General features: G+C 67.6%; 19 protein-coding genes. 10 read left to right on the plus strand and 9 right to left on the minus strand.

The annotated features are described in order from the left end of the window. Positions 1-8 precede the first annotated feature (8 nt). From A5706_RS06900 to A5706_RS06915, 4 genes are all read right to left on the minus strand, one after another. Entirely contained in the window at positions 9-665 is a 657-nt protein-coding gene (locus tag A5706_RS06900; protein WP_068128497.1) for an SDR family oxidoreductase, read from the minus strand. A 28-nt stretch (positions 666-693) separates the two neighbouring features. After that, positions 694-1,254, minus strand: a complete 561-nt coding sequence (locus tag A5706_RS06905; RefSeq protein ID WP_068128499.1) for a TetR/AcrR family transcriptional regulator — start codon at positions 1,252-1,254, stop codon at positions 694-696. 76 nt (positions 1,255-1,330) lie between these two features. Further along, on the minus strand, positions 1,331-2,620 hold the full coding sequence (locus tag A5706_RS06910) for a TrpB-like pyridoxal phosphate-dependent enzyme (protein WP_304528386.1): 1,290 nt from the start codon (positions 2,618-2,620) through the stop codon (positions 1,331-1,333). A 119-nt stretch (positions 2,621-2,739) separates the two neighbouring features. Next, positions 2,740-3,789 (minus strand): aldo/keto reductase, encoded by a 1,050-nt coding sequence (locus A5706_RS06915; RefSeq protein WP_068128546.1) that lies wholly within the window; start codon positions 3,787-3,789, stop codon positions 2,740-2,742. Between the two features lie 209 nt (positions 3,790-3,998). On the opposite strand from A5706_RS06915, the gene A5706_RS06920 reads away from it, so the two are divergent. From A5706_RS06920 to A5706_RS06935, 4 genes are all read left to right on the plus strand, one after another. Then, positions 3,999-5,042, plus strand: a complete 1,044-nt coding sequence (locus A5706_RS06920; RefSeq protein WP_082964232.1) for a GlxA family transcriptional regulator — start codon at positions 3,999-4,001, stop codon at positions 5,040-5,042. Positions 5,043-5,055: 13 nt separating this feature from the next. Further along, complete coding sequence (locus A5706_RS06925) at positions 5,056-6,036, plus strand: AraC family transcriptional regulator (RefSeq protein WP_082964229.1); 981 nt, start codon at positions 5,056-5,058, stop codon at positions 6,034-6,036. Between the two features lie 143 nt (positions 6,037-6,179). Beyond that, a complete protein-coding gene (locus A5706_RS06930) occupies positions 6,180-7,808 on the plus strand; it encodes a GMC family oxidoreductase (protein WP_082964230.1) in 1,629 nt (542 codons plus the stop codon). Positions 7,809-7,831: 23 nt separating this feature from the next. Further along, positions 7,832-9,031 (plus strand): cytochrome P450, encoded by a 1,200-nt coding sequence (locus A5706_RS06935; RefSeq protein ID WP_197517769.1) that lies wholly within the window; start codon positions 7,832-7,834, stop codon positions 9,029-9,031. Here A5706_RS06935 and A5706_RS06940 read toward each other — a convergent pair. The 5 genes from A5706_RS06940 to A5706_RS06960 all read right to left on the minus strand — a co-directional run bounded on the left by A5706_RS06940 (position 9,028) and on the right by A5706_RS06960 (position 14,218). Further along, positions 9,028-9,870 carry an SDR family oxidoreductase gene (locus A5706_RS06940; RefSeq protein WP_068128506.1) on the minus strand — a complete coding sequence of 281 codons (843 nt, stop codon included), beginning with the start codon at positions 9,868-9,870 and terminating at the stop codon, positions 9,028-9,030. The two genes, A5706_RS06935 and A5706_RS06940, sit on opposite strands and share 4 nt — an antisense overlap. A gap of 78 nt (positions 9,871-9,948) precedes the next feature. Further along, entirely contained in the window at positions 9,949-11,238 is a 1,290-nt protein-coding gene (locus A5706_RS06945; protein ID WP_068128508.1) for a TetR/AcrR family transcriptional regulator, read from the minus strand. 90 nt (positions 11,239-11,328) lie between these two features. Further along, entirely contained in the window at positions 11,329-11,976 is a 648-nt protein-coding gene (locus A5706_RS06950) for a nitroreductase family protein (RefSeq protein ID WP_068128510.1), read from the minus strand. Then, positions 11,976-13,076, minus strand: coding sequence for an acyl-CoA dehydrogenase family protein (locus A5706_RS06955; protein WP_068128512.1), 1,101 nt, complete (start codon positions 13,074-13,076; stop codon positions 11,976-11,978). The genes A5706_RS06950 and A5706_RS06955 overlap by 1 nt, the downstream gene beginning before the upstream one ends. After that, entirely contained in the window at positions 13,073-14,218 is a 1,146-nt protein-coding gene (locus A5706_RS06960) for an acyl-CoA dehydrogenase family protein (protein WP_068128514.1), read from the minus strand. The genes A5706_RS06955 and A5706_RS06960 overlap by 4 nt, the downstream gene beginning before the upstream one ends. A gap of 244 nt (positions 14,219-14,462) precedes the next feature. On the opposite strand from A5706_RS06960, the gene A5706_RS06965 reads away from it, so the two are divergent. The 6 genes from A5706_RS06965 to A5706_RS06990 all read left to right on the plus strand — a co-directional run bounded on the left by A5706_RS06965 (position 14,463) and on the right by A5706_RS06990 (position 21,533). Further along, positions 14,463-16,178: a nitric oxide reductase activation protein NorD gene (locus A5706_RS06965; protein ID WP_068128516.1), complete on the plus strand. Its 1,716-nt coding sequence runs from the start codon at positions 14,463-14,465 to the stop codon at positions 16,176-16,178. A gap of 27 nt (positions 16,179-16,205) precedes the next feature. After that, on the plus strand, positions 16,206-17,057 hold the full coding sequence (locus tag A5706_RS06970; protein ID WP_068128518.1) for a CbbQ/NirQ/NorQ/GpvN family protein: 852 nt from the start codon (positions 16,206-16,208) through the stop codon (positions 17,055-17,057). A gap of 82 nt (positions 17,058-17,139) precedes the next feature. Further along, positions 17,140-18,258: an ABC transporter substrate-binding protein gene (locus tag A5706_RS06975; RefSeq protein WP_068128520.1), complete on the plus strand. Its 1,119-nt coding sequence runs from the start codon at positions 17,140-17,142 to the stop codon at positions 18,256-18,258. Next, positions 18,258-19,391 (plus strand): spirocyclase AveC family protein, encoded by a 1,134-nt coding sequence (locus tag A5706_RS06980; RefSeq protein WP_068128522.1) that lies wholly within the window; start codon positions 18,258-18,260, stop codon positions 19,389-19,391. The genes A5706_RS06975 and A5706_RS06980 overlap by 1 nt, the downstream gene beginning before the upstream one ends. Continuing rightward, positions 19,384-20,319: an SDR family oxidoreductase gene (locus A5706_RS06985; protein WP_068128524.1), complete on the plus strand. Its 936-nt coding sequence runs from the start codon at positions 19,384-19,386 to the stop codon at positions 20,317-20,319. Before A5706_RS06980 ends, A5706_RS06985 begins: the two co-directional genes overlap by 8 nt. Beyond that, the gene (locus tag A5706_RS06990; protein WP_068128527.1) at positions 20,319-21,533 is read left to right on the plus strand and encodes a cytochrome P450; all 1,215 of its coding nucleotides are present in this window, start codon (positions 20,319-20,321) and stop codon (positions 21,531-21,533) included. The genes A5706_RS06985 and A5706_RS06990 overlap by 1 nt, the downstream gene beginning before the upstream one ends. The last annotated feature ends 87 nt before the right edge of the window (positions 21,534-21,620 follow it).

Below are 21,620 nucleotides of genomic sequence, written 5' to 3' on the forward strand. Positions count from 1 at the left end.
AGCGGAGTTTACTGGTCAGCCAGTGCTTCGGCGATGGGGACGCCGTCCCCGTCGGCGCCGTTGTTGAATTCGATGGTGCGGCCGACGGTCGAGTCGTCGTGCAGCGACGCGGCCACCGCGAGCGCGACGTCGGCCCGGGAGACCTCGCCTTTCCCCTTGCCGATGACGATGTGCCCGGTCGGCGGTTCCAGGGTGAGGTGGCCCGGCCCCAGCACCGTCCAGTCCAGGTCGCTGGCGCGCAGGTGCGCGTCCGCGGCGGCCTTGGCCTCCGCGTACGGGAAAAACGAATTCTCCCACGGCACACCGTGATCCGGGCCCGCGCCGAAGTAGGACACCATCACGAACCGCCGGACGCCGGCCCCCGCGGCGGCATCGATCACCCGGATCGCGGCGTCGCGATCGACGGCGTAGGTGCGGGCCGGGTTGCCGCCGCCCGCGCCGGCGGAGAACACGACGGCGTCGTGACCTGCCAGCAGGCTGGCCAGCGCGTCGGTGTCGAGTCGCTCGATGTCGGCCACCACCGGGGTGGCGCCGGTCGCGGCGACGTCGTCCGAGTGGTCGGGGTTGCGGAAGACCGAAGTCACCTCGTCCCCACGCTCGGTCAGGATGGGGGCCAGCCGCAACGCGACCTTGCCGTGGCCGCCGAAGACGATGACTCGTGCCATGACCCGACGGTACCCGCGGGAACGCGTGCTATCTGCGACGCAGTCCCTCGATCGCGAGCTCCATTATTCGTTTCGCCTGTCGCCTGCCCGCCGCTCCCGCGCCGACCCGCCATAGCGAACTCATGAGCAGCAGGACATCCGCGGGGTCGAGATCGGGTCGCAAGGATCCGTCCCGCGCACAGGCATCGAGCAACTGGGCGACCGCGGCGACGACGGGTGCGTATGTGTCATTGATCGCGTCCTGGGCCGCCGCGCTGTGCAGGGCGTCGCCCAGGCCGTGTTTGACGCGGACGTAGTCGGCGGCCTTGCAGAACCACATGCGATACGCGTCCAAGGGCGGATGAGCTCGCAATAGCCTCGGGACCGAATCCACCAGTCGCTGCACGTCGTGGCGGTATACGGCGAGGATCAAGGCTTCCCGGGTGGGGAAGTGGCGATACAGCGTCCCCGCCCCGACCCCCGCACGCTTGGCGATCTCGTTGAGAGACGCCGTGCCCGACTGGGCGAAGGCGTCGTGCGCCACCTCGATGATGTGCTCTCGGTTGCGCAGGGCGTCGGAGCGAATCCGGGCGACACCGTCGTCTGCCACAGGCCGCCACCTCCTTGGGAAAGCGCAATCGTCGCAGCACCGAGCATAAGTGGAGATCGTCTGCGAGCGTTTTCCGCTAGTCGTCGGATAGCCGATCATGGAAGTAATCGTCGTAGGCTGCCAAGTCGAGAAGGCCATGACCCGAGTAGTTGAACAAGACGAGCGTCTCCCGCTGTGCCCGCCGGGCGGCGAGCGCCGCGTCGATCACGCCTCTGATCGCGTGCGCGGTCTCCGGTGCGGGGACCATGCCCTCAACGCGCGCAAACCTCACGGCGGCCTCCAGCACGCAATGCTGCGGATAGGCAACGGCCTCCATCCACCCGTGTTGCAAGAGGTTTGACACGATTGGCGCCGCGCCGTGGTAGCGCAGTCCACCGGCGTGCATCGCCGGCGGAATGAAGTCGCGCCCGATTGTGCGCATCCACATCCGAGGGGTTAGGCCGGCGGTATCACCGGACTCGTACCGTAGCGCACCTTCTGTCAATGACGGGCAGGATCGTGGCTCGACGGCGATGAGGCGAGGCCTGCTCCCATCGGGGGAGCGTGATTGCAGAAACGGTAAGGCCAGACCCGCGAAGTTCGACCCCCCGCCGCACGCGCCGATGATGACGTCCGGGGTGCCCTCACCGGCGAGGCGCAATTGCTCCGCGGCCTCCAGTCCGATGACGGTCTGATGAAGCAGCACATGATTGAGCACCGAGCCCAGCGCGTAGTGGGTATCCGGGCGCGAAAGCGCCTCCTCGACGGCTTCGCTGATCGCGATCCCGAGTGAACCCGGGCTATCGGGATGAGCTCGCCTGGCGGACCTTCCGGCCTCCGTGACACTAGACGGACTCGCGATGACTTCGGCTCCCCAGGTCTCCATCAAGACGCGGCGGTACGGCTTCTGCCGGTGCGAGGCCGCCACCATGAAGACTCGGCACTGCAGGCCGAACAACTGGCACGCCATCGACAACGCACCACCCCATTGGCCCGCACCGGTTTCCGTGGTGATCCGGCGAATACCCTCCGCCTTGTTGTAGTAGGCCTGGGCGATCGCCGTGTTGGCCTTGTGCGACCCCGCCGGCGACACGGACTCGTCCTTGAAGTAAATCCGGGCCGGCGTCTCCAGCGCCCGCTCTAGGCGTATCGCGCGCACCAATGGTGTTGGGCGCCAGCGCCTCAACACGTCGAGCACTTCGCCCGGCACGTCGATCCAGGGGTCTGCGGACATCTCCTGTTCGATCAAGGCGGCCGGGAAGATCGCATGAAGATCGTCGGCGTCGACGTCGCGATCCAGCACGGGGTGCCGCGGTGGCGGGACCGGGGCGGGCAGCGAGGACGCCACGTTGAACCATGCCGCCGGCATGTCCTCGGGTGTCAGCACGTAGCGCACTGGATTTTTCGCTTCGAATCGTCGGCGGCCCGCATACGTCCATGCTCGGCCCGGCGCGGGCTTGTCGCCATGACAAATCTATGCCAGGAAGCGACATCCTGCACGGATCGCTAACTGGCCGTGGACAATTGAGGTATCCGCGCAGCGACCGCCTGTAGCAGCGCGTCATCGGAGATGCCCTGGAAGTCGTAGCGCGGTGTGTACGGCGCCTCTAGTTTCCGCATCTCTTCTTCGCTGAGCTCGACGTCGAGCGAGGCGATCGCCTCGTCGATCTGGCTGATGCTGCTGGCCCCGACGATGGGGGCGGTCACCACGGGTTTGGAGCGCAGCCAGGCGAGCGCCACCTGGGCCCGGCTGATGCCGCGGCCCTCGGCGACGGCGCCGACCGCGTCGATGATGGCCTGGTAGGAGCCGTCAGCCACACCGGAATACAACATGTCGGCGAAACCGTCATTCGACGCCCGCGCAGTGGCTTTGGCGTCCGCCCACGAACGCGCCAGCCTGCCGCGCGCCAACGGACTCCAGACGATAGTTCCGACGCCCTCGTCGAGGCACAGCGGGATCATCTCGCGTTCCTCCTCGCGGGCCAGCAGGTTGTAATGATTCTGCATCGAGACAAATCTCGCCCAGTTGTTCGCGCGCTGGAGGTGGAGCGCCTTGGAAAATTCCCATGCGGGCATCGACGACGCCCCGAGGTAGCGAACCTTACCGGCCTTCACCAAATCGTGCAGCGCCTCGAGAGTTTCCTCCAGCGGCGTTGCGTGATCGTTGCGGTGTATCTGGTAGAGGTCGACGTAGTCGGTGCCGAGTCTACGTAGCGAATGGTCGATCTCGGCCATGATCGCCTTGCGGCTCAGGCCCTTCCCGTTGGGTCCCGTACGCATTGGATGCCTCAGCTTGGTCGCGATGACGACGTCGTCACGGTTGGCATAGTCGCGTAGCGCGCGTCCGAGGATTTCTTCGCTGCTTCCCTGCGAATAGATGTTGGCGGTGTCGAAGAAGTTGATCCCGGCCTCGACCGCATGCTTGATCAGAGCCCGCGATTCGTCTTCGGGGAGCGACCACACGGGATGTCCGCACTTCGGATCGCCGTACGTCATGGCTCCGATCGCCAGGGGGGACACGTCCAGTCCCGAGTTGCCGAGCTTGATGTATCGCAATGGTCGCTCCTTCGCGGACAAGTTAGCGGAGAATTCTCCGGTACTGCGAGTCAAAGTTATCGGAGAACTCTCCGGTTAGCAACATGGAAGCGAATCGAACCATGCGAGCGTCGACGACGTAAAACATGTGTGGCTTTGTTCCCCCGATGTCCGATTTTGGCAATAGTCCGTCATTGCGGACCCAACGTGCGGCCGTCATGCTGCGGTCGATGAGTGAATTTCGTCCCCACCTGGTGGTCATCGCCGTCTTCGCCGGCGTCGACGCCGTGGACGTGGCCGGGCCCGCCGAGGTCTTCGCGATGGCCAACCTTGGGCTCCCGGCGGACGCGCGCCGGTACGAGGTGCGGGTGGTCGCCGGTCGCCGCGGGTCGGTGCCGACCTTCTCGGGCCTTCGGCTGCACGTCGACCAGACTTTCAGTGATCTGGCCGAGCCGCCCGACACAGTCGTGATCACCGGCCGCGTCGACATGACTGCGGGGGGTCGTGCCATCGCGGTCGGCGACCCACGAGTGACGAATTGGCTGCGCCAGCATGGTGCCGCGGCAGGCCGGATCGCGGCGGTGTGCGCCGGGAGCAACATCGTCGCGGCGGCCGGCCTCCTTGATGGTCATCGCGCGACCACGCATTGGGGGACGGCGGCCCAGCTCGCCGCCGACTACCCCTCGGTCAAGGTCGACTCCTACCCCATCTTCGTTCGCTCCGGCCGGATCTGGACGAGCGCGGGCATCACCGCGTCGATGGATCTGGCGCTGGCGCTGGTCGGTGAGGACCACGGGAACGACGTCGCCCTCAAAGTCGCCCAGTTGATGGTGATGTACGTGCAACGGCCCGGCGGCCAAAGTCAATTCAGCGCGGCGCTGTCGGTCCCCGCGGGATCACGCCCGGATATCGCGGAGTTACGGCGGTGGATCGGCGCCCACCTGTCCGAGGACCTTACGGTGCCCGCCCTGGCCCGCCGGGTAGCGGTGACACCGCGCCACCTGACACGGGTGTTTCAGGCCGATGTGGGCGTCACCCCGGGTGAGTTCGTCGAGCGGGTGCGCGTCGAGCACGCCCGCCGCCTGTTGGAGCGCACGGATCTCACCCCGGAGCGCATCGCGGCCGAGTGCGGATTGGGTTCGGCCAGAACGTTGTACCGACTATTCCGTGAGCGCCTGGGCACCACTCCGGGCGAGTACCGCCAGAGATTCGCCGGTGCCCCCGGTCTAGTCACTCGACCGCCGCCCGCATGGGCCGGTCGGGGAAGAGAATGAAAGGTCTCCAAACATGTCTCGCACACTCACCCCGGACAACTGGTTTCGCACGCGATCGCCGGAGCGGGCTATTCACCTCTGCGAATCGGCGTTTCACTCACACAAGCTTGCGCTGCTCGGCCCCTCTGACGGGTTCGGCTTCAGCCAGCGCCTGATCCACGCGGGGCCCGTCACGCTGGCCGATCTGATCTACGACACCGATGTGTCGCTTCGCTTTTCGGAGGGTCGCGACAGTTACTACGTACACGTCCCGATCGAGGGCCGGCTTGAGTCGCAATACCTTGGACAACGGTGGGTTTCGACTCCCGCGACGGCCACGATCTACGGACCCGAGGCCGAGATGAGCGTGACTCGTTGGCCCGGGGCGAGCCGACATCTAGGGGTCAAGATCGACCAATTGGTTGTCGATGCGGCACTCGAAACGCTGTTGGGACACCCGGCAAGGCCATCGGTTCCCTTTGCCGTAACGCTGCCACTGGCCGATCGCGCCGCGCGGAGCTGGGTGGCCCAGGCGCATTGGCTCAGTCGGGAGCTCGCCCATTCGGACAGCCCGATGCGGCATCCGGCGGTGCTGGATCCGTTGGTGGAGAGCCTGGTGTACGGCCTGCTTCTGGTGGCCGACCATCCCCAGCGCGAGGCCCTTTCATCGTCGGTCCGGCCCATCGCGCCGGCAGCTGTCCGCGAGGCGATGGACATCATCGAGAGCACGCCCCAATCGGCGCTGACGACTTCGCGGTTGGCGCTTGACTGCCACGTCAGCGTTCGCGCATTGCAGGAGGGTTTTCGTCGGCACGTCGGGATGTCACCCATGGCGTATCTGCGCGCGGTCAGGCTGCGTCGCGCGCATGGTGAGCTGCGGTCGGCCCACCCCTCCCACACCGGTGTCGCCACGATTGCGCATCGCTGGGGATTCGCGCACCTCGGCCGGTTCGCGGCCGCCTACAAGGCGATGTACGGGGAGTCGCCGCAGCAGACCCTGCGCGGGGCGCGATAACGCTGTCCGGGCAGCGCGGACCGATAGCCGAAAACCGCGCTGTGCGCCTCCGCAGGTCGCTCGAGCGACGTGGCCGACGTAACCATTGAGTATCCGTGGCCGGCCATCCGAGTCGCCAGCTCTACCTGGAAGCGAGAACCTAGATGACATCAACCTCGGTCGAGATCGGGCGTTCCACAGCGGAATTCGCCGAACGCGTTCGCCGCAACCAGCGGCGGCTTGGCTCCGAGTTGAAGCCGCAATACGACTTCATCGTGTGCGGATCGGGATCGAGCGGCTCGGTGGTGGCCCGGCGCCTCGCCGAAAATCCGAACGTGAGCGTGCTGGTGCTCGAGGCCGGCGGACCCGACGAAGGACCCGAGATCAGCGAACCGGGAATGTGGCTGGCGAACCTCGGCAGCGAGCGCGACTGGAACTTCACCACCGAGCGCAATTGCCACCTCAACGGGCGAGCAATCCCGTACGCGATGGCCAAGGTCCTCGGCGGGGGTTCGAGCATCAACGTCATGGTGTGGGCACGCGGTCACAAAAGCGACTGGGACTACTTCGCGGCCGAGGCCAAAGACCAACGGTGGAACTATGATTCGGTGCTCGCGATCTACCGGTCGATCGAGGACTGGCATGGGGATCCCGACCCCCGGCATCGCGGCATCGGCGGACCCGTTTACGTCGAACCCGCCGCCGACCCGAGCCCAATCGCGCGCGCCGGGCTCGACGCCGGTAAATCACTTGGCATTCCCGCCTTCGCAAGCCCAAACGGCAGCCTCATGGAGGCCGCCGGTGGTGCATCGATCGTCGATCTGCGCATTCGCAACGGACGCCGCGAATCGGTCTTTCGCTCTTATCTTTTCCCGCTGATGGACCGGCCGAACGTGACCGTGCTGACGGGTGCCCTGGTGACCCGCGTGACGTTCGACGGGTCGCGGGCCACCGGGGTGGAATTTCTGCACGACGGTGAACTGCGTTGCGTCGGCGCCGGATCCGAGGTCGTGCTGTCGCTCGGCGCGATTCATACCCCGAAGGTGCTCATGCAATCGGGCGTGGGCGATCAGACTCACCTGCGGTCACACGGCATCGGGGTGGTGCAGCATTTGCCCGGCGTCGGGCGAAACCTGCAGGATCACCCCGGTTTCTCGTGCGTCTGGGAATATCGCGAACCCCTGCCCTGGCGCAACAGCGGCGGTGAGGTGACATTTTTCGGCAAGAGCGATCCGAGTCTGGATGCCCCGGATCTGCAGGCCTATCAGCTCGAGTTCCCGTTCTCGAGTGCGGAGAACGCGCGGGCGTTCGGTGTGCCCGAGGAGGGCTGGGCCATGTATGGCGCGGTGGTGCGGCCGAAAAGCCGCGGGCACATCACCCTTACCGGTCCAAATCCCTCCGACCCCGTGAAGATCCATGACGGTCTCATGTCACGCCCCGAGGACATCAAGGCCGCGATCGCGTGCATCGAACTGTGCCGCGAGATCGGGAACGCACCGGCCCTTCGCCCCTTCAGCAAGCGAGAAGTCATGCCGGGCAAGCTCGACAACGCCGACCTGGTGCGCTTCATACGCAACGAGGTCACCACCTACCACCACCAGACGTGCACGGCAAAGATGGGCCACGACAGCATGTCGGTGGTCGACGGATCGCTGAAAGTGTATGGGGTAGAAGGGCTTCGCATCGCGGACGGGTCGATCATGCCGCGGGTCACCACCGGCAACACCATGGCGCCCTGCGTCATCATCGGTGAGCGCGCCGGGCAGATTCTGCGCCACCAGCACGCCCTGTGAGCCGGGTGGGAGGAGATATGCGGGTGAAACCCTCGGTGGACCTGACCGGTAGCTTCACCACGCGGATGCACGACGTGCTCGCCGAGGCGAGAGGAAGCGGCCCGCTGGCAATCGACGAGATCACGGGCGCAACCGTGGTGTTGGGCCACCACGACGTCGAAACACTGGCCCGCGACGAGCGGCTGAACGGAATCGGGCTGGCCCTGTTCGACGTCATGGGCATCACCGACGGTCCGTTGCGCGACTGGTACAGCCGGCTGATGTTCACCACCGAGGGTGACTATCACCGCCGCCTTCGGTCGCTGGTTTCCCGCGCCTTCGCACCACGCTCGATCGAGGAGCTGAGGTCGACCGCAGCGGAGATGGCCGCTGCTGCCATCGCTTCGGCGACGCGGGACGGGGGAGACCTGGTCGCTTCCTTCGCCGGACTGTCAACCCGGTTGATCTGCCGCCTCCTCGGCGTCCCGGACGGCGATGTCGGTGCGTTCTCGCGATGGGCGGACGCCCTGAGCCCGGTGTTCTACGTGATGACACCCGATCAGATCGCGGCGGCGACGAGCGCGATCGTCGAATTGCAGCATTATGTTGAGGCGCTGGTACAGCGTCGAACCGATGATCCCGGTCCCGATCTCATCACCGGCTTGCTGACCGCAGAGGCCGACGGCGAGGGACTCACCCGCGACGAGACCGTGGCGATGATCGCGAATCTGCTTGTCGCCGGCCACGACACGATGGGCAGCCAGATACCCTGCAGCCTGCTCGTGACGCTGCAGTACCGCGACCGCCTTGCCGGGATAGCGGACGATGACGTGCGGCTCGCGAGCGTGGCGGCCGAGACCATTCGCCTCGAGCCCAGCATCCCGCTCATTCCACGCACCGCGATCGCGCCGATCGACCTGCACGACACCACCATTCCGGCGGGGACGATGGTTCTGCTGTGCATCGCCTCGGCATGCCGGGACGCCTCGGCGTGGCCGTCGCCGGACCGCTTCGATCCCGAGCGCTTCACCCGTGCGGGCACACCCCGGCTGATGAACTTCGGGGCCGGAGCGCACTACTGCTTGGGTACCTCGCTCGCCAAAGTCGCCGTGGAGGAGTGTGTACGCGCCGCGCTCGCCGCACGACCCGCCCTGCACTTGGGGCAGGACCCGGCCGGCATTCCGTGGCGCCGCGTCCTGGGCCGCAGCCCGGAACGCCTGCTCATCGGTGTCGACGAGACCTAGAGCTTCACCCGACCCATGATCAGGTCGATGATCGGCTTGCCGGGCGGGTAGGCGCCGGTCAGCGACGCCATGGTGTGCCCGTAGTCCACGAGCAGCGTGATGCCGTTGATGCCGAACGCGGCGGCGCTGTTCAGGAAGGCCATCACGTCGCCCATCTGCTCGGGGGTGTGCACCTTCGAACCGGTCTCGTCGCGGTAGTCCTGCGCGAACGTCAGCCACAGGTCGGCGTTGGCCTGCGCCAGCGGGGTGTCGGTAGGACCCGGGCAGATCGCGTTGATGCGGATGCCCTTCTTCAAAAGGCGAATGCCCTGCGTTGCCACGTAGGCGTTGACGATCTTCTTGCTGGTGCCGTAGTGAATGATGCCTTCGGACTCGTGCGCCTTCACCCACTCGACGGCCGCATCGAAGTCGGGTGTCTCGAGGAATTCCAGCAGCAGGTCCAGGTCGTTTTCCCAGCCCATGCCGGCGACCGAGGAGATGAAGCAGATTGCTGAGCCGGACGGCAGCTGGTTCTTTTCCAGCAGGCGGTCAATGACGTAGCGGTGGCCGATGAAGTTGATCTTCATCAGGTCTACCGTTCCGTCGGCGATGCCGGCGGCCGAGAACAGTGCGTGGATCGGACCGTCCACCTGGGCGAGCGCCGCGTCGATCGACGCCGGGTCACGCAGGTCGACCTGCACGGACTGGGCGACGTCGTAGTTCACCGGCGCGTAATCCAGCACGATGACCTCGGCGCCGAGTTCGGCCGCCGACTTGGCCGCCGCGGCGCCCATGCCGGTCGCGCCGCCAACAACGAGTGCGCGCTTGCCGTCGTAGCGCAACCGATCGACTATAGTCATGGAAATCCTCTTCTCGCTCACTGCCAACCCGGTTCTAACTGCCCAACTGTATGAGTAACAGTTATCGGGTTTCAATACCTACTTGCCGCGGACCGCGACTCCGCGCAGCACCGTGTCGCGCGCATGCACCAGCGCGGCGCCTTTGCCGACGGCGCGCAGGATGTTCTCCGGTATCCACTGCAGGCCGATGACGCATCGTGCCAGCATCGCCGTGGACGGCGCGTCGATACGGATTTGCCCCGACCGGATGCCCTCGGAGAGCAGCGATTTCATTTGCCGAAGCCGGGTCGCGTATAGCCAGCCCGGGTTGGGCGTGTTCGGCGGCGATTGGCGCATCCACGCGAGCTGAATCCTGAACTCGTCGGGAAACCGATCGAGCGCGTTGACGTTGACCCAGCTGAGCGCGTCCAGCTTCTCGACCGCGGTGGCGTCCGCCTGCAGAACGCTCACCCAACCGGCCTCCACCTTTCTGCCGAAGGACTCCATGATGGATGCGAGAAGTTCGTCCTTGGACCCGATCACCCGATAGACAGTCCCGGTGCCCAGCCCCGCCGCGGACGCGATGTCCCGGATGGTGGTGACCTCATAACCCTTGCGGCCGAACTCCGTTCGCGCCACCGCGAGGACGTGGGCCGCCTTGTCGTCGGCACCCGCGTCGCCGTCGTCGGCCCACGTGTCGATGACGGCGTTGGCCGCCGCGAAGGCCTTGGATCGATTCAACGCCGCGTCGCTGGGCGGCCGGGCCGCCAATCCTTCCAAGATGATTCGGCACAGCAGCCCGGCGACCTGGTCGGGCGGCGAATTGTGGCGCATGACGGCGAGCCCGACCTGCAGCATGGTCTGGCAGATGCGGTCGGCCAACGTGGGCAGGTCGATGTCGGGCTTGATGTAGCCGCTCCACCTGCCGGCGCGCAGCGTTTGCAGCATCGCCTGCTGGACCGCGGTGGGTGCCTGCTGCGTCAGCTTCATCAGCTCGGGGTCGTCGCCGGGGCCCTCGTAGAACGACATCTGTAACGCGGCCCCGTGTCGCACGGCGCAGTTGGCGATGGCCGATCCCAGCTCGACGATCTGCTCCGACGCCGGTCGCGAGTCGGGCTCGTCCAGCCGGGCCTGTGCGGCCTGCCCGATCCGGGTCAGGTCCTCCTGATAGCGCCGGGTCAGTTCGACCAGGATCGCCTCTTTGGACTCGAAATGGTGATACAGGCTGCCGGGGAGGATGCCGGCCGCGTCCGCGATCTCCTGCAGCGACGTCCGCAATCCCGAGGACGCGATCAACGACGCGGCGGTCTGCAGGATTTCGGTTCGACGGGTGCCGGAGTCGTCAGCGTTGTTTGCCCGGGCGGTCGACGGATTCGCGACCTTGCGCATTCGTCCTCCCGGCCGAACCAAATCTTTGTTGAAGGCTATCAGACGGTGCCGAATCGAATGCGCTGCACAAGAGCGCCGACGGTGCCCATTCTAGAGCGCGGGGCCGTCCCAGGCGTCGCGCGCAACCACTTCGTCGACGGGCCGCCGAGGAGCCGGCCGGAAAGTGTGGCCGGCGCGCAGCCGGCCCACCGGCAGCAGGCATCCCTGCGCGTAGGTCGGGGGAATACCGAGCAACCGGCCGATCTCCCCCTCGCGGTGCAGGTGCAGCGTCGTGATGCAGGTGCCGTAACCGCGAGTGTGCAGGGCGAGCTGAAAGTTCCACACGGCCGGGAAGATCGAGCCGTACAGCGTGGCCTGATGGAATGACTCGTCGCCGTCGATGCGGGGCAGGTAGGGCTCGTAGCACGGGATCACCAGCACGGGTGCCCTGGCCATGTTCTCGACGAGCCACTCCGTCGACGACATGAGCCGGCCCTCCGGCGTGCCGGCGGGAAGCAGATCCGCCAGCGGTTGCCCGCCGACGCGAAGCAGATACGACTCGCGGTACAGCTCGGCGATCTGGTCGCGCAGCCCGGGGTCGGTCACCACCAGCCACCGCCAGGGCTGCTGATTCGAGCCGTTGGCGGCCTGCAGCCCGATGTGCAGGCACTCCCGGATGTCCGCGATGTCGACCGGCGCCTCGAGGTCGAGCGACTTGCGGGCCGAACGGGTCGCGGTTAGGAGGTACTCGACGTCCATCAAGTGCCCCTCTTGGCAAGGTGCGCACCGATTTCGGTGAGGTAGCCGTCGGGCCCACCCAGAAATTCGCTCCAGCCCAGCAGCCGCTTGAGGTAGAGATGGGCGTCGTGCTCCCACGTGTAGCCGATGCCGCCGAACACCTGGATGGCGGTGTCACCCACGGTCGCCAGCCGCCCGGCGAACGCCTTCGCCCGCAGCGCGGCAAGATGGCGTTCGTCGTCAGCGGCATTATCGGCGGCCCACAGCGCGTGGATCACGCCGCTGCGGGCCAGCTCGACGGTCTCGTACATGTCGACGCACAGGTGTTGGACCGCCTGAAACGAGCCGATGACCTGTCCGAATTGCTTTCTGACCTTTGCGTATTCGATGGCCAGGTGCATGACCGCCCGCGCGGCGCCCAGCGCGTCGGCGGCGGTGGCGATGAGGACGTCGTCGATCACGGCCGCAACGTCGTCCGGCGAGGCCGTGGCCAGCCGGCGCGCGCACGCCCCGTCGAGCTCGACGCGAAAACGCTTGCGGGTCTGGTCGATACCGCGCTCGGGCGTCACGGAAACCCCGGACGCGCCGGTTTTCAGCGCGTAAAGACCGATGCCGGCCGGGTCGTCGGCGAGCACCATCAATGTGTCGGCCGCCGCGGCGTCGGGCACGCCGGCGATCTCGCCCCGCACAGCGATGTCCTCACCGCGCACGGTCGCCTCGACGGCGGCGTTTTCCGCATCCAGGAAGCCGACGGAAGCGATGGTGCTGCCGTCGGCGATCCCGGCCAAAAGCGTTGCGCCACCGCCGTTGCCGGCGAGTCGCGTCAGCGCGCGCGCCCCGGCGACCGCGGTCGACAACCAGGGGCCCGGGTGCAGGGCGGCGCCGAGCTCCTCGGCGACCACCCCCGCCTCGACCATCGTCATCCCGGCCCCGCCGTGTTCCTCGGGCACCAGCAGCCCGGTCACGCCGAGGTCGGCCAGGCCCCGCCAGACCGCTTCGTCGACGCCGGTGGGATCGTCGAGCAGGGCGCGCACATGCCCCGAGATGGGCGCCTTCTCAGCGAGAAAGCGCCGGGTGGTGTCGCGCAGCGCGACCTGCTCGTCGGTGAGTTCGAGGTTCATTTGCGGGGCAATCCCAGCACGCGCTGCGCGGTGATGTTCTTGTTGATCTGGGTCGTTCCGCCCGCGATGGTCAGCGAGCGCGACGTGAGGCGGTAGCTCGCCCACGGGGCGCTGGTTCCGTGGCTGCCCAGCACGTCGAAAGCCAGGGCGGCCATGTCCTGCCCGATCTCGCCCCACACCGTCTTGGCCAGGCTCGCCGACGCGAACGGGTCGCCGCCGTGCAGCGTGGCGGAGATCGACCGCTGGCAGAGCACCTCGAGATACTTGATGCGGACTGCGATTTCGCCGAGGCGCCGCAGTGTCACCGGGTCGTCCAGCGCGTCGCTTTGGGTGTCGAAGTCGTCCACCAGCTCTTCCAGCCGCACCTGCATCTCGGCGTAGAGCCGCGCCGCGCCGGCACGCTCGTGGCTGAGCGTGGTGGTGGCCACCTGCCAGCCGGCGTTCAGCGGCCCGAGCAACGCGTCGGCCGGCACGCGGACGTCGTGAAAGAACACCTCGGCGAAATCGGCGTCGCCGTTGAGCGTTACGAGGGGGCGGACCTCGATGCCCGGCAGCGACATGTCGACGATGAGGCAGGAGATCCCGTTGTGCTTCGGGGCGTCGGGATCGGTGCGCACGTAGAGCTGACACCAGTCCGCGCGATGGCCCAGCGAGGTCCAGATCTTCTGGCCGTTGACGACGAAGTCGTCGCCGTCGCGCACGGCCCGGGTGCGCAGCGCGGCGAGATCGGATCCGGCTTCGGGCTCCGACATCCCCTGGCACCAGATGTCGTCGGCGCGCATCATGCGGGGGAGCAGCGCCCTCTTCTGCTCCTCGGTGCCGTACTGCATGATCGCCGGGGCGATGTTGTTCATCCCAATGACGTTGAGCGGCATGGGCGCCCGTGCGCGGGTGGTTTCCTCGGTGTAGACCAGTTGCTCGAGGACGGTCGCTCCGCGGCCACCGTATTCGCGCGGCCAGGACACGGCGGCCCATCCCGCGTCGGCCATCGTCGCGCTCCACGCCCGCAGTAACTCGATCCCCGCGTCGTCCCGACCGGCGGGCCGGCGGGCGGCCACCAGCTCGTCGGTCAGGTTCGCCGACAGCCAGTCGCGCAGCTCGGTGCGGAACTGTTCGGCTTCCGGGGGGTAGGAGAAGTCCATTTTTCCGGACACTACGTTGGAGCAGATATTAGGTCAACTAGGCGTTGGCGCTCACAGGCCCAGCGTGTACAGCTGGCCGAGCTCGCGGCCGGCGCCGGTGACGACGGCGACCCGGTCGGTGAAGTCAATCATGGTGCGCTCCTTGGCAAGTGCGACCGATGCCCGGCCGTGATTGACCGAAGCTGGAACCGGACCCTACGCTGGAACAGATATTTGGTCAGCAAGTTCCACTGATGAGGGATCGATGGCGAACGACGCGTGTGGCGACCGATTGCAGGCGCTCGGCATGTTCGCGTCCGCGCTCGCGGGCCGGCCCGTCGCGGTCGCCGAACTGCGACCCGGTGAACCGCCGTGGACGGACGGCCAGACGATCCACGTCGACGCCGGGCGGGCTCTCAACGCGATCGCCGTGCAGGCCTCGATGATCGCGGCGGGCAGCCTGGACGCCGACGTAGTGCGCTCCCTGGTCCGCCGTCCCCGGCTGGCCAGGCGCTACCTGGCGGTCGAGGGCCACCGCGCGCTCGTCGCCAACGGTGCGCTGTTGCCGGGCGGCCTGGCGTTGGGCGACGCCGAGGTCGCTGGCGGCAGCGACTCGCCCGCCGCGTCGCTCAGGATTGCCGAGGGCAGGGCGGCGATCGACGACCCGGCGCCGGAGTTCGGCGTGATCCGCCCGGCCAAGGTGTTGGCGGCCGCCGCCCGGGCGGCCAAGCAAGAGGAGGCGGACCCGCGCCACGTGCCACGGGGCCAGGTGCGGCAACTCGCCGAACTGGACGACGCGCAGACCGACGATTCCGACGACCCCGACATCTTCACCAGCCCGGTCGGCGGGGGCGGCTTCATCGGCAAGTGGCTGAAGAAGATGCTGTCGTCCGCGCGCAACACCGGCAGCGGTGGTGGACCGCCCGGCGCCGATACCCCGACGCACCGGACCAATTCGGCCAACCGCGGCCTGCACGCCGTCGCGTCGCTGGCGTCGGTGTCGGGCGAGCAGGTCGACGGCGACGAAGCCAAAGCTACCGACGGCGTGAGGTATCCCGAATGGGACTTCGCGCGCAAGAGCTACCGGCCCGCGTGGTGCACCGTGCGCGAGGTCGAGCCGACCATCAAGACACAGGCGACGCAGGCCATAGCCGGCGCCATCGGCGTCCGCCGCCCGCTGTCCCGGCTCGGGATGGGTTTGCACCGCCGCCACCGCCAGTCGCAGGGCGATGACATCGACATCGACGCCGTGGTGGAGGCCCGGGTGGAGGCGCTGGCCGGGTCGGTGCCCGACGAGGCGGTCTACCTGGACAGCCTGCGCCGCCGGCGCGACCTGTCGGTGCTTCTCCTGCTCGACGTGTCCGGCTCGGCGGCCGAGCCCGGCACGGTCGGGCGGACGGTGCACGAGCAACAGCGCGTGGCGGTCGCCAACCTCGCCGTCGCGCTGCACGACCTGGGCGACCGCGTTGCGCTCTACGCCTACTACTCGCAGGGTCGGCGCGCGGTGAGCATGGTGCCCGTCAAACGATTCGACGACCACCTCGACTCCCTGGTCATGAGGCGGCTCAACAGCCTGGAACCCGGCGCGTTCTCCCGCCTCGGCGCGGCCATCCGCCACGGCTCGGCGGTTCTCGAGGCGCGCGGCGGTACTTCACGGCGGCTGCTGGTGGTGCTTTCCGACGGGCTCGCGTACGACCACGGGTACGAGCGCGCCTGCGGCGCCGCAGACGCGCGCCGCGCCTTGACCGAAGCCCGCCGCCGCGGCACCGGCTGCGTGTGCCTGACGATCGGCGCCGGCACCGACACGCAATCGCTGCGCAGGGTCTTCGGCAGCACCGCGCACGCGACGATCGCGCGCCCGGAGCAACTCTCCGGCGTCATCGGGCCGCTGTTCCGGTCCGCGCTGCGCTCGTTCGAGGCCCGACGACGAGCTGCCGCGACCGCGCGCCCGTTCGTTGAAACAAACATCTGTTCCGGATAGGCTCCAACCAACCTGGGAAGGGAAGCTATGCCCGACGAGCCCGGTCTTGGTTACCGGAACGGCGCGATCCCCGAGGCTGAGATGGCACGGCCCTACTACCAGGCGATCGGCGGCGAGGAGGCCGTCTTCAAGGCGGCGTACCGCCAGGGGCTGTCGCTTCTCCTCAAGGGTCCGACGGGTTGCGGCAAGACGCGATTCGTCGAGGCCATGGCCTACGACCTCGGCCGGCCGCTGATCACCGTCGCCTGTCATGACGACCTCACCACCGCGGACCTCGTCGGCCGGTACCTGTTGCAGGGCGACGAGACGGTCTGGGTGGACGGGCCGCTGACCCGCGCGGTGCGCGAGGGGGCGATCTGCTATCTCGACGAGGTGGTGGAGGCGCGGCAGGACACCACCGTGGTGCTGCACCCGCTCGCCGATCACCGCCACCAGCTGCCCATCGAGCGTCTCGGCGTGACGCTGGACGCAGCACCCGGGTTCGGCCTGGTGGTGTCCTACAACCCCGGCTACCAAAGCGTGCTCAAGGACCTCAAGGACTCGACACGTCAGCGGATGGTCGCCATCGAATTCGGCTTTCCCGCAGCCGATGTCGAAGAGTCGATCGTCGCGCACGAGGCCGGCGTGGACGGCGCGACCGCGGCCGAGTTGGTGCGTTTGGGCCAGGCCATCCGCCGGCTGGAGACCGGTGGGCTGCGCGAGGTCGCGTCGACGCGCGTGCTGATCGCGGCGGGCCGGCTGGTGGCGGAGGGTCTGGCGATGCGCGAGGCGGCGCGGGCCGCGATCGCCGGGCCGCTGACCGACGACGCCGCGGTGGGGCAGGGCCTCGGCGAGATGATCGACATCTATCTGGGTGGGCCTAACGGGCGCCGTGATTGACGCTGCCCACGGCCATGACTAGGGTTCAGAACAAATATTAGGTTTGCGGTCGCGCGCGCAATTTTGACGTCCTGGAGGTCAGATGTCCTACGAAAGCAGCGCAGAACCGATCAAGGTCGGCTACCTGATGGACTTCACGCTGCCACCGGGATTCCCCGAGGAGTTGTTGGCGAGTTTCACGCGGTGCTTCGACCTCATCTTCGAAGAGGCCCGCGAGCAGGGCCTGATCGACCGCCCGGTGCAGATGATCTACCGCGAGGTGGAGGGGTTGCCCAAGGGATCGGTCAAGTCGGTGATCGACGCCTTCGGTGAGCTAGTCGACGAGGGCTGCCTGGTGGTGTTCGGTCCGCACATCACCGACAACTGCGTGCCCACCCGCGAGGCGATCGAGGAGCGGTTCAAGGTGCCCGCGATCAGCGTCACCGGCACCGACGACTGGTTGGGCGAATGGACCTTCTCCTTCCCGCAGGGATCGCTGACCGACGAGCCGATCTTCATCGCCGACCTCGTCGCCAAGCGCGGGCTCGCCGAGATCGGGGTCCTGGTCGAGCAGAACCTGATCGGCGAGAGTTACCTGAGGAATCTGCGAAGCGCCTGCCGGCGCAAGGGCATTCGCATCGTCGCCGAGGCGGCGATCGCGCAGACCGCTCAGGACATCAACGAGGCCGTGCGCACCCTGCACGACGCGAAGGCCGAAGCGATCGTGCACCTGGGCTTCGGCTTCGGGATCGTGTTCGTCAACCCCGCGCTCGAGGCCGTCGATTGGGACCCGCCGCGCTTCACCACCACGGCCTTCCAGAACGCGTGGGTGAACCCGATCATGTGGAACGCGTTCATGGGCTGGATCGGGGTCGACCAGTACGATGAGACGAATCGCGTCGGGCAGGACTTCCTCGATCGCTACGCCGCCAAGTACGACGGCAGCCGTCCCGAGTACTGCGTGCCCGTGGTCAACCATGACGTCGCCGCCACCTTGGTGCGCGCATTTTCCGACGCCCACCCGCTCAGCCCCCGCGGGGTCAAGGATGCGCTGGAGCGGGTGAAGATGATGCCCGCCGCCTCGGGTGCGCCCGGCACCCGCGTGTCGTTCGGCAAGTGGACGCGGCGGGCGTGGATGGGCGCGGGCTACCTGGTGGCGCGGACGCTGGACGCCGACGGCGTCAACTCGCGCCTGGTCGACCGCTTCGGGGAGGACGGCTGATGTCCACACGGTCCACACCGCTTGTCGCGGAGGAGAAGTCGGCGGACCGACCGGACAAACGCGGCTGGGGCGGCTGGGTCGCCGGCGCCGCGCTGGCGGCGTTCGCGCTCTTTTTCATCGCGAACGCCCGCGTGGCCCTCGACCCGCGCGTCGCCAACCCGAACGTGCAGGGCCGACCGCGCCCGGTCAGGTTCGTTTTCGGCCTGGACTACATCACGTTCCTGCAGGTTTCGACCGTGATTATGCTGCTGGTGCTGTTGGTCGTGTTCATCAGGGGCTGGCGCCGCAACCCGGGCAGCCCGGTCATGCTGATGTTCCTGTGCACCACGCTGATCGTGTGGCAGGACCCGATCATGAACTGGGCCCCGTTCGCGGTGTACAACCCCGACCTCATCCACTGGCCGGAGTCGTGGCCGCTGGTTTCGCTGTCGCCGACCGTCGAGCCGTTCGTCGTATTCGGTTACGTCACTTTCTATTTCGGCCCCTACTTCCCGGCCGTCTGGATCCTGCGCAAACTACAGGCAAAATACGGGCCGACGGCTTTCGTGTCGCGGCACCCACTGGTCAGCCTGGGCGTGCTGACCTGCGCGATCGGCTTCGTCTTCGACGCGTGGCTGGAAATCCAGCTCGTCCACATGGGCATGTACATCTACTCGCAGGTGATCCCGTGGGGCTCGGTGTTCACCGGGACGACCTTCCAGTTCCCACTGATCTGGGAGTCGTTCTCGGTGACGTTCGTGATGGTGCCCGCGGCGATCCTGTGCTATCGCGACGACACCGGGAAGTCGGTGGCCGAGAAGCTGGCCGCGAAGGCAAGGATCTTCCCCGGGCGCCCGGTGCTCGGCACGTTCCTGGTGATGTTCGCCATCATCAACGTGTCCTACTTCGCCTACGGCGCCTGGTTCTGGGTCATCAAGGTCAGCCATGCCGCGACCTCGGTGGCCTGCCCGTGGCCCTACCCCGAAGCCAAAGTGTATGATCCGCAAGGGTTTTACGAGAAGGCGGGCGCCCAGGGCCCGTACTCAGTCGGCATCTGGTCGACCTGGGCCAGCGGGGAGCCCCACGGCCGGCCCGTCGTCCAGCCGCCGCCGCCCGGCCAGGGCGCGTGCGCGACCCCGGGCAAGAATGGCTGAGCCGCGCACGGTCGTGATCACCGGCGCGTCGCGCGGGCTGGGATTCGCCTCGGCCGTGCGCCTGTACCGCGAGGGGTGGCGCGTGGTCGCCGCGATGCGGACGCCCGACCGCGCGATGGCGTCGCTGCGCGAGGCCACCGGCGCCTGCGACGACGACCGGCTGATCGGCGTGCAGCTCGACCTGTTGGACGCCGCGTCGATCTCGGCGGCCGCCAAGGCGATCGAGGAAGCCGTCGGCGCCCCCTACGCGCTGGTGCACAACGCGGGGATCTCCGCCGCGGGAGTGGTAGAGGAAACCGATATGGCGTTATGGCAGAGGATGTTCGCCACCAGCGTCATGGGCCCCGTCGCGCTCACCCAGGCGTTGCTGCCGTCGATGCGGGCGGCGGGGGAGGGCCGCATCGTCCTGGTCTCCAGCGCGGCCGGCGTGCGCGGACAGCCGGCCACCGCGCCCTACTCGGCGGCCAAGGGAGCGCTGGAGCGGTGGGGCGAGGCCATGGCGTGCGAGGTCGCGCCCTTCGGTCTCGGTGTCACCGTTTTGGTGGCCGGCATGTACGACACCGAGATCATCACCGACGCCGGCACCACCGACAACCGCGACTTCGGCGGGCCCTACGCCCGGTTGCACGCCACCATGGACACCCGCGGGCGCTTCGCGATGAAATTGGCCCGCCCGGCCGATCGGTTCACCGACGGCCTGCTCAAGGCGCTCGAGGACCGGCGACCGTTCCGCCGCCGCGGCGTCGGGCCGGACGCGTCGATGCTGTTGGCCGCCAACCGGATCCTGCCCGCCTCCGGCATGCACCACATGTCGCGGATCGTGCTCGGCATTCCGAGGCAGGGCTCGATGCGGGGCGGGGCATGGCCGCAGACCGTGAGCCAGCGGGTGATGTCGGTGTTGCGGCGCTTCAAATCGAAGGAGCAGTAGTGGAACAGCTTTTCGACGATCTGGAGGACTTCGGCGCCTTCGACGACGCGGTCTCCGGGGACGTGCGCGATCCGTACACGGAGCTGGCGCGGCTGCGCCGCGAGGAGCCCATTCAGCGCCTCGACGTCTCCGGGATGCCCCATGAGGAGTCCAAGCCGGTCTTCATCGTGTATCGCCACGAAGAGGCCCAGCAGATGCTGCGCGACAACGAGACGTTCTCGTCGGCGGCCGTCATCGCGGCGTTCGGGCCGGTGCTGGGGGAACGCGTGATGCTCGGCATGGACGAGCCGGTGCACGGACGGCTGCGCTCGCTGGTGTCAAAGGCGTTCTCGCAGAAGGCTTTGGCACGCTGGGAGGACGAGCTGGTGGGACGCGTGGCTAACAGCCTGATCGACAAGTTCGCCGCGAACGGCAGGGCCGACCTGGTCAAGGAGTTCACCTTCGACTATCCCAGCCAGATCATCGCGGCCCTGCTGGGCCTGCCGCAGCAGGACTACCCGCAGTTCCAGCGGTGGTCCATCTCGCTGCTGAGCTGGATCCTCAATCCCGAGCGCGGCCTCGCTGCTTCGGCCGCGCTGTGCGACTACTTCGCGCCGATCCTCGAGGCACGCCGCGCCGAACCGCGCGAGGACCTGATCAGCGCGCTGGCCCAGGCCGAGATCGACGGCGAGAAGCTCGAGGACGAGGAGATTTACTCGTTCCTGCGGCTGCTGCTGCCCGCCGGGGTGGAGACGACGTACCGGGCCCTGGGCAGCCTGCTCTTCGCGCTGCTGTCCGATCCGGCGCAGCTGGATGCCGTCCGCGCGGACCGGTCCCTGCTGCCGCAGGCCGTCGAGGAGAGTGTGCGGTGGGAGCCGCCCCTGCTGACCATCACGCGGGTGGCCACTCGCGACACCGAACTCGGCGGGGTGCCGATCCCGGCAGGTTCGACAGTGATGCCGATGCTGGGGGCCGCCAACCGGCAGGAGGACCGCTATCCCGATCCCGACACGTTCGACATCTTCCGCCAAGCGCGGGGACACCTCGGCTGGGGCCACGGCGTGCACGTGTGCCTCGGCATGCACCTGGCCCGGCTGGAGATGCGCACCGCCGTCAACCTACTGCTCGACCGGCTGCCGAACCTGCGGCTGGACCCCGACGGGGACGACCCCCACATCCGCGGGCAGGTTTTCCGGTCGCCGACGTCGTTACCGGTGCTCTTCGACCCCTGCTAGCCAGCCCTCGCGAAGGTTGGATATTGCCAATCGGCTACTTTCCAGTAAGGCTCTCTGTAGCCCCTCAACGACTCAGAAGAGAGTGAC

Source organism: Mycobacterium sp. E796 (assembly GCF_001672815.1).
Taxonomy (GTDB): Bacteria; Actinomycetota; Actinomycetes; order Mycobacteriales; family Mycobacteriaceae; genus Mycobacterium.

What these genes read in the sequence shown, in the direction of transcription:
- A5706_RS06930 (WP_082964230.1), top strand. Translation starts at nt 6,180, where the DNA reads ATGACATCAACCTCGGTCGAGATCGGGCGTTCCACAGCGGAATTCGCC.
- A5706_RS06945 (WP_068128508.1), bottom strand. Translation starts at nt 11,238, where the DNA reads ATGCGCAAGGTCGCGAATCCGTCGACCGCCCGGGCAAACAACGCTGAC.
- A5706_RS06985 (WP_068128524.1), top strand. Translation starts at nt 19,384, where the DNA reads ATGGCTGAGCCGCGCACGGTCGTGATCACCGGCGCGTCGCGCGGGCTG.
- A5706_RS06955 (WP_068128512.1), bottom strand. Translation starts at nt 13,076, where the DNA reads ATGAACCTCGAACTCACCGACGAGCAGGTCGCGCTGCGCGACACCACC.
- A5706_RS06970 (WP_068128518.1), top strand. Translation starts at nt 16,206, where the DNA reads ATGCCCGACGAGCCCGGTCTTGGTTACCGGAACGGCGCGATCCCCGAG.
- A5706_RS06920 (WP_082964232.1), top strand. Translation starts at nt 3,999, where the DNA reads ATGAGTGAATTTCGTCCCCACCTGGTGGTCATCGCCGTCTTCGCCGGC.
- A5706_RS06965 (WP_068128516.1), top strand. Translation starts at nt 14,463, where the DNA reads ATGGCGAACGACGCGTGTGGCGACCGATTGCAGGCGCTCGGCATGTTC.
- A5706_RS06925 (WP_082964229.1), top strand. Translation starts at nt 5,056, where the DNA reads ATGTCTCGCACACTCACCCCGGACAACTGGTTTCGCACGCGATCGCCG.
- A5706_RS06980 (WP_068128522.1), top strand. Translation starts at nt 18,258, where the DNA reads ATGTCCACACGGTCCACACCGCTTGTCGCGGAGGAGAAGTCGGCGGAC.
- A5706_RS06960 (WP_068128514.1), bottom strand. Translation starts at nt 14,218, where the DNA reads ATGGACTTCTCCTACCCCCCGGAAGCCGAACAGTTCCGCACCGAGCTG.
- A5706_RS06975 (WP_068128520.1), top strand. Translation starts at nt 17,140, where the DNA reads ATGTCCTACGAAAGCAGCGCAGAACCGATCAAGGTCGGCTACCTGATG.
- A5706_RS06950 (WP_068128510.1), bottom strand. Translation starts at nt 11,976, where the DNA reads ATGGACGTCGAGTACCTCCTAACCGCGACCCGTTCGGCCCGCAAGTCG.
- A5706_RS06940 (WP_068128506.1), bottom strand. Translation starts at nt 9,870, where the DNA reads ATGACTATAGTCGATCGGTTGCGCTACGACGGCAAGCGCGCACTCGTT.
- A5706_RS06900 (WP_068128497.1), bottom strand. Translation starts at nt 665, where the DNA reads ATGGCACGAGTCATCGTCTTCGGCGGCCACGGCAAGGTCGCGTTGCGG.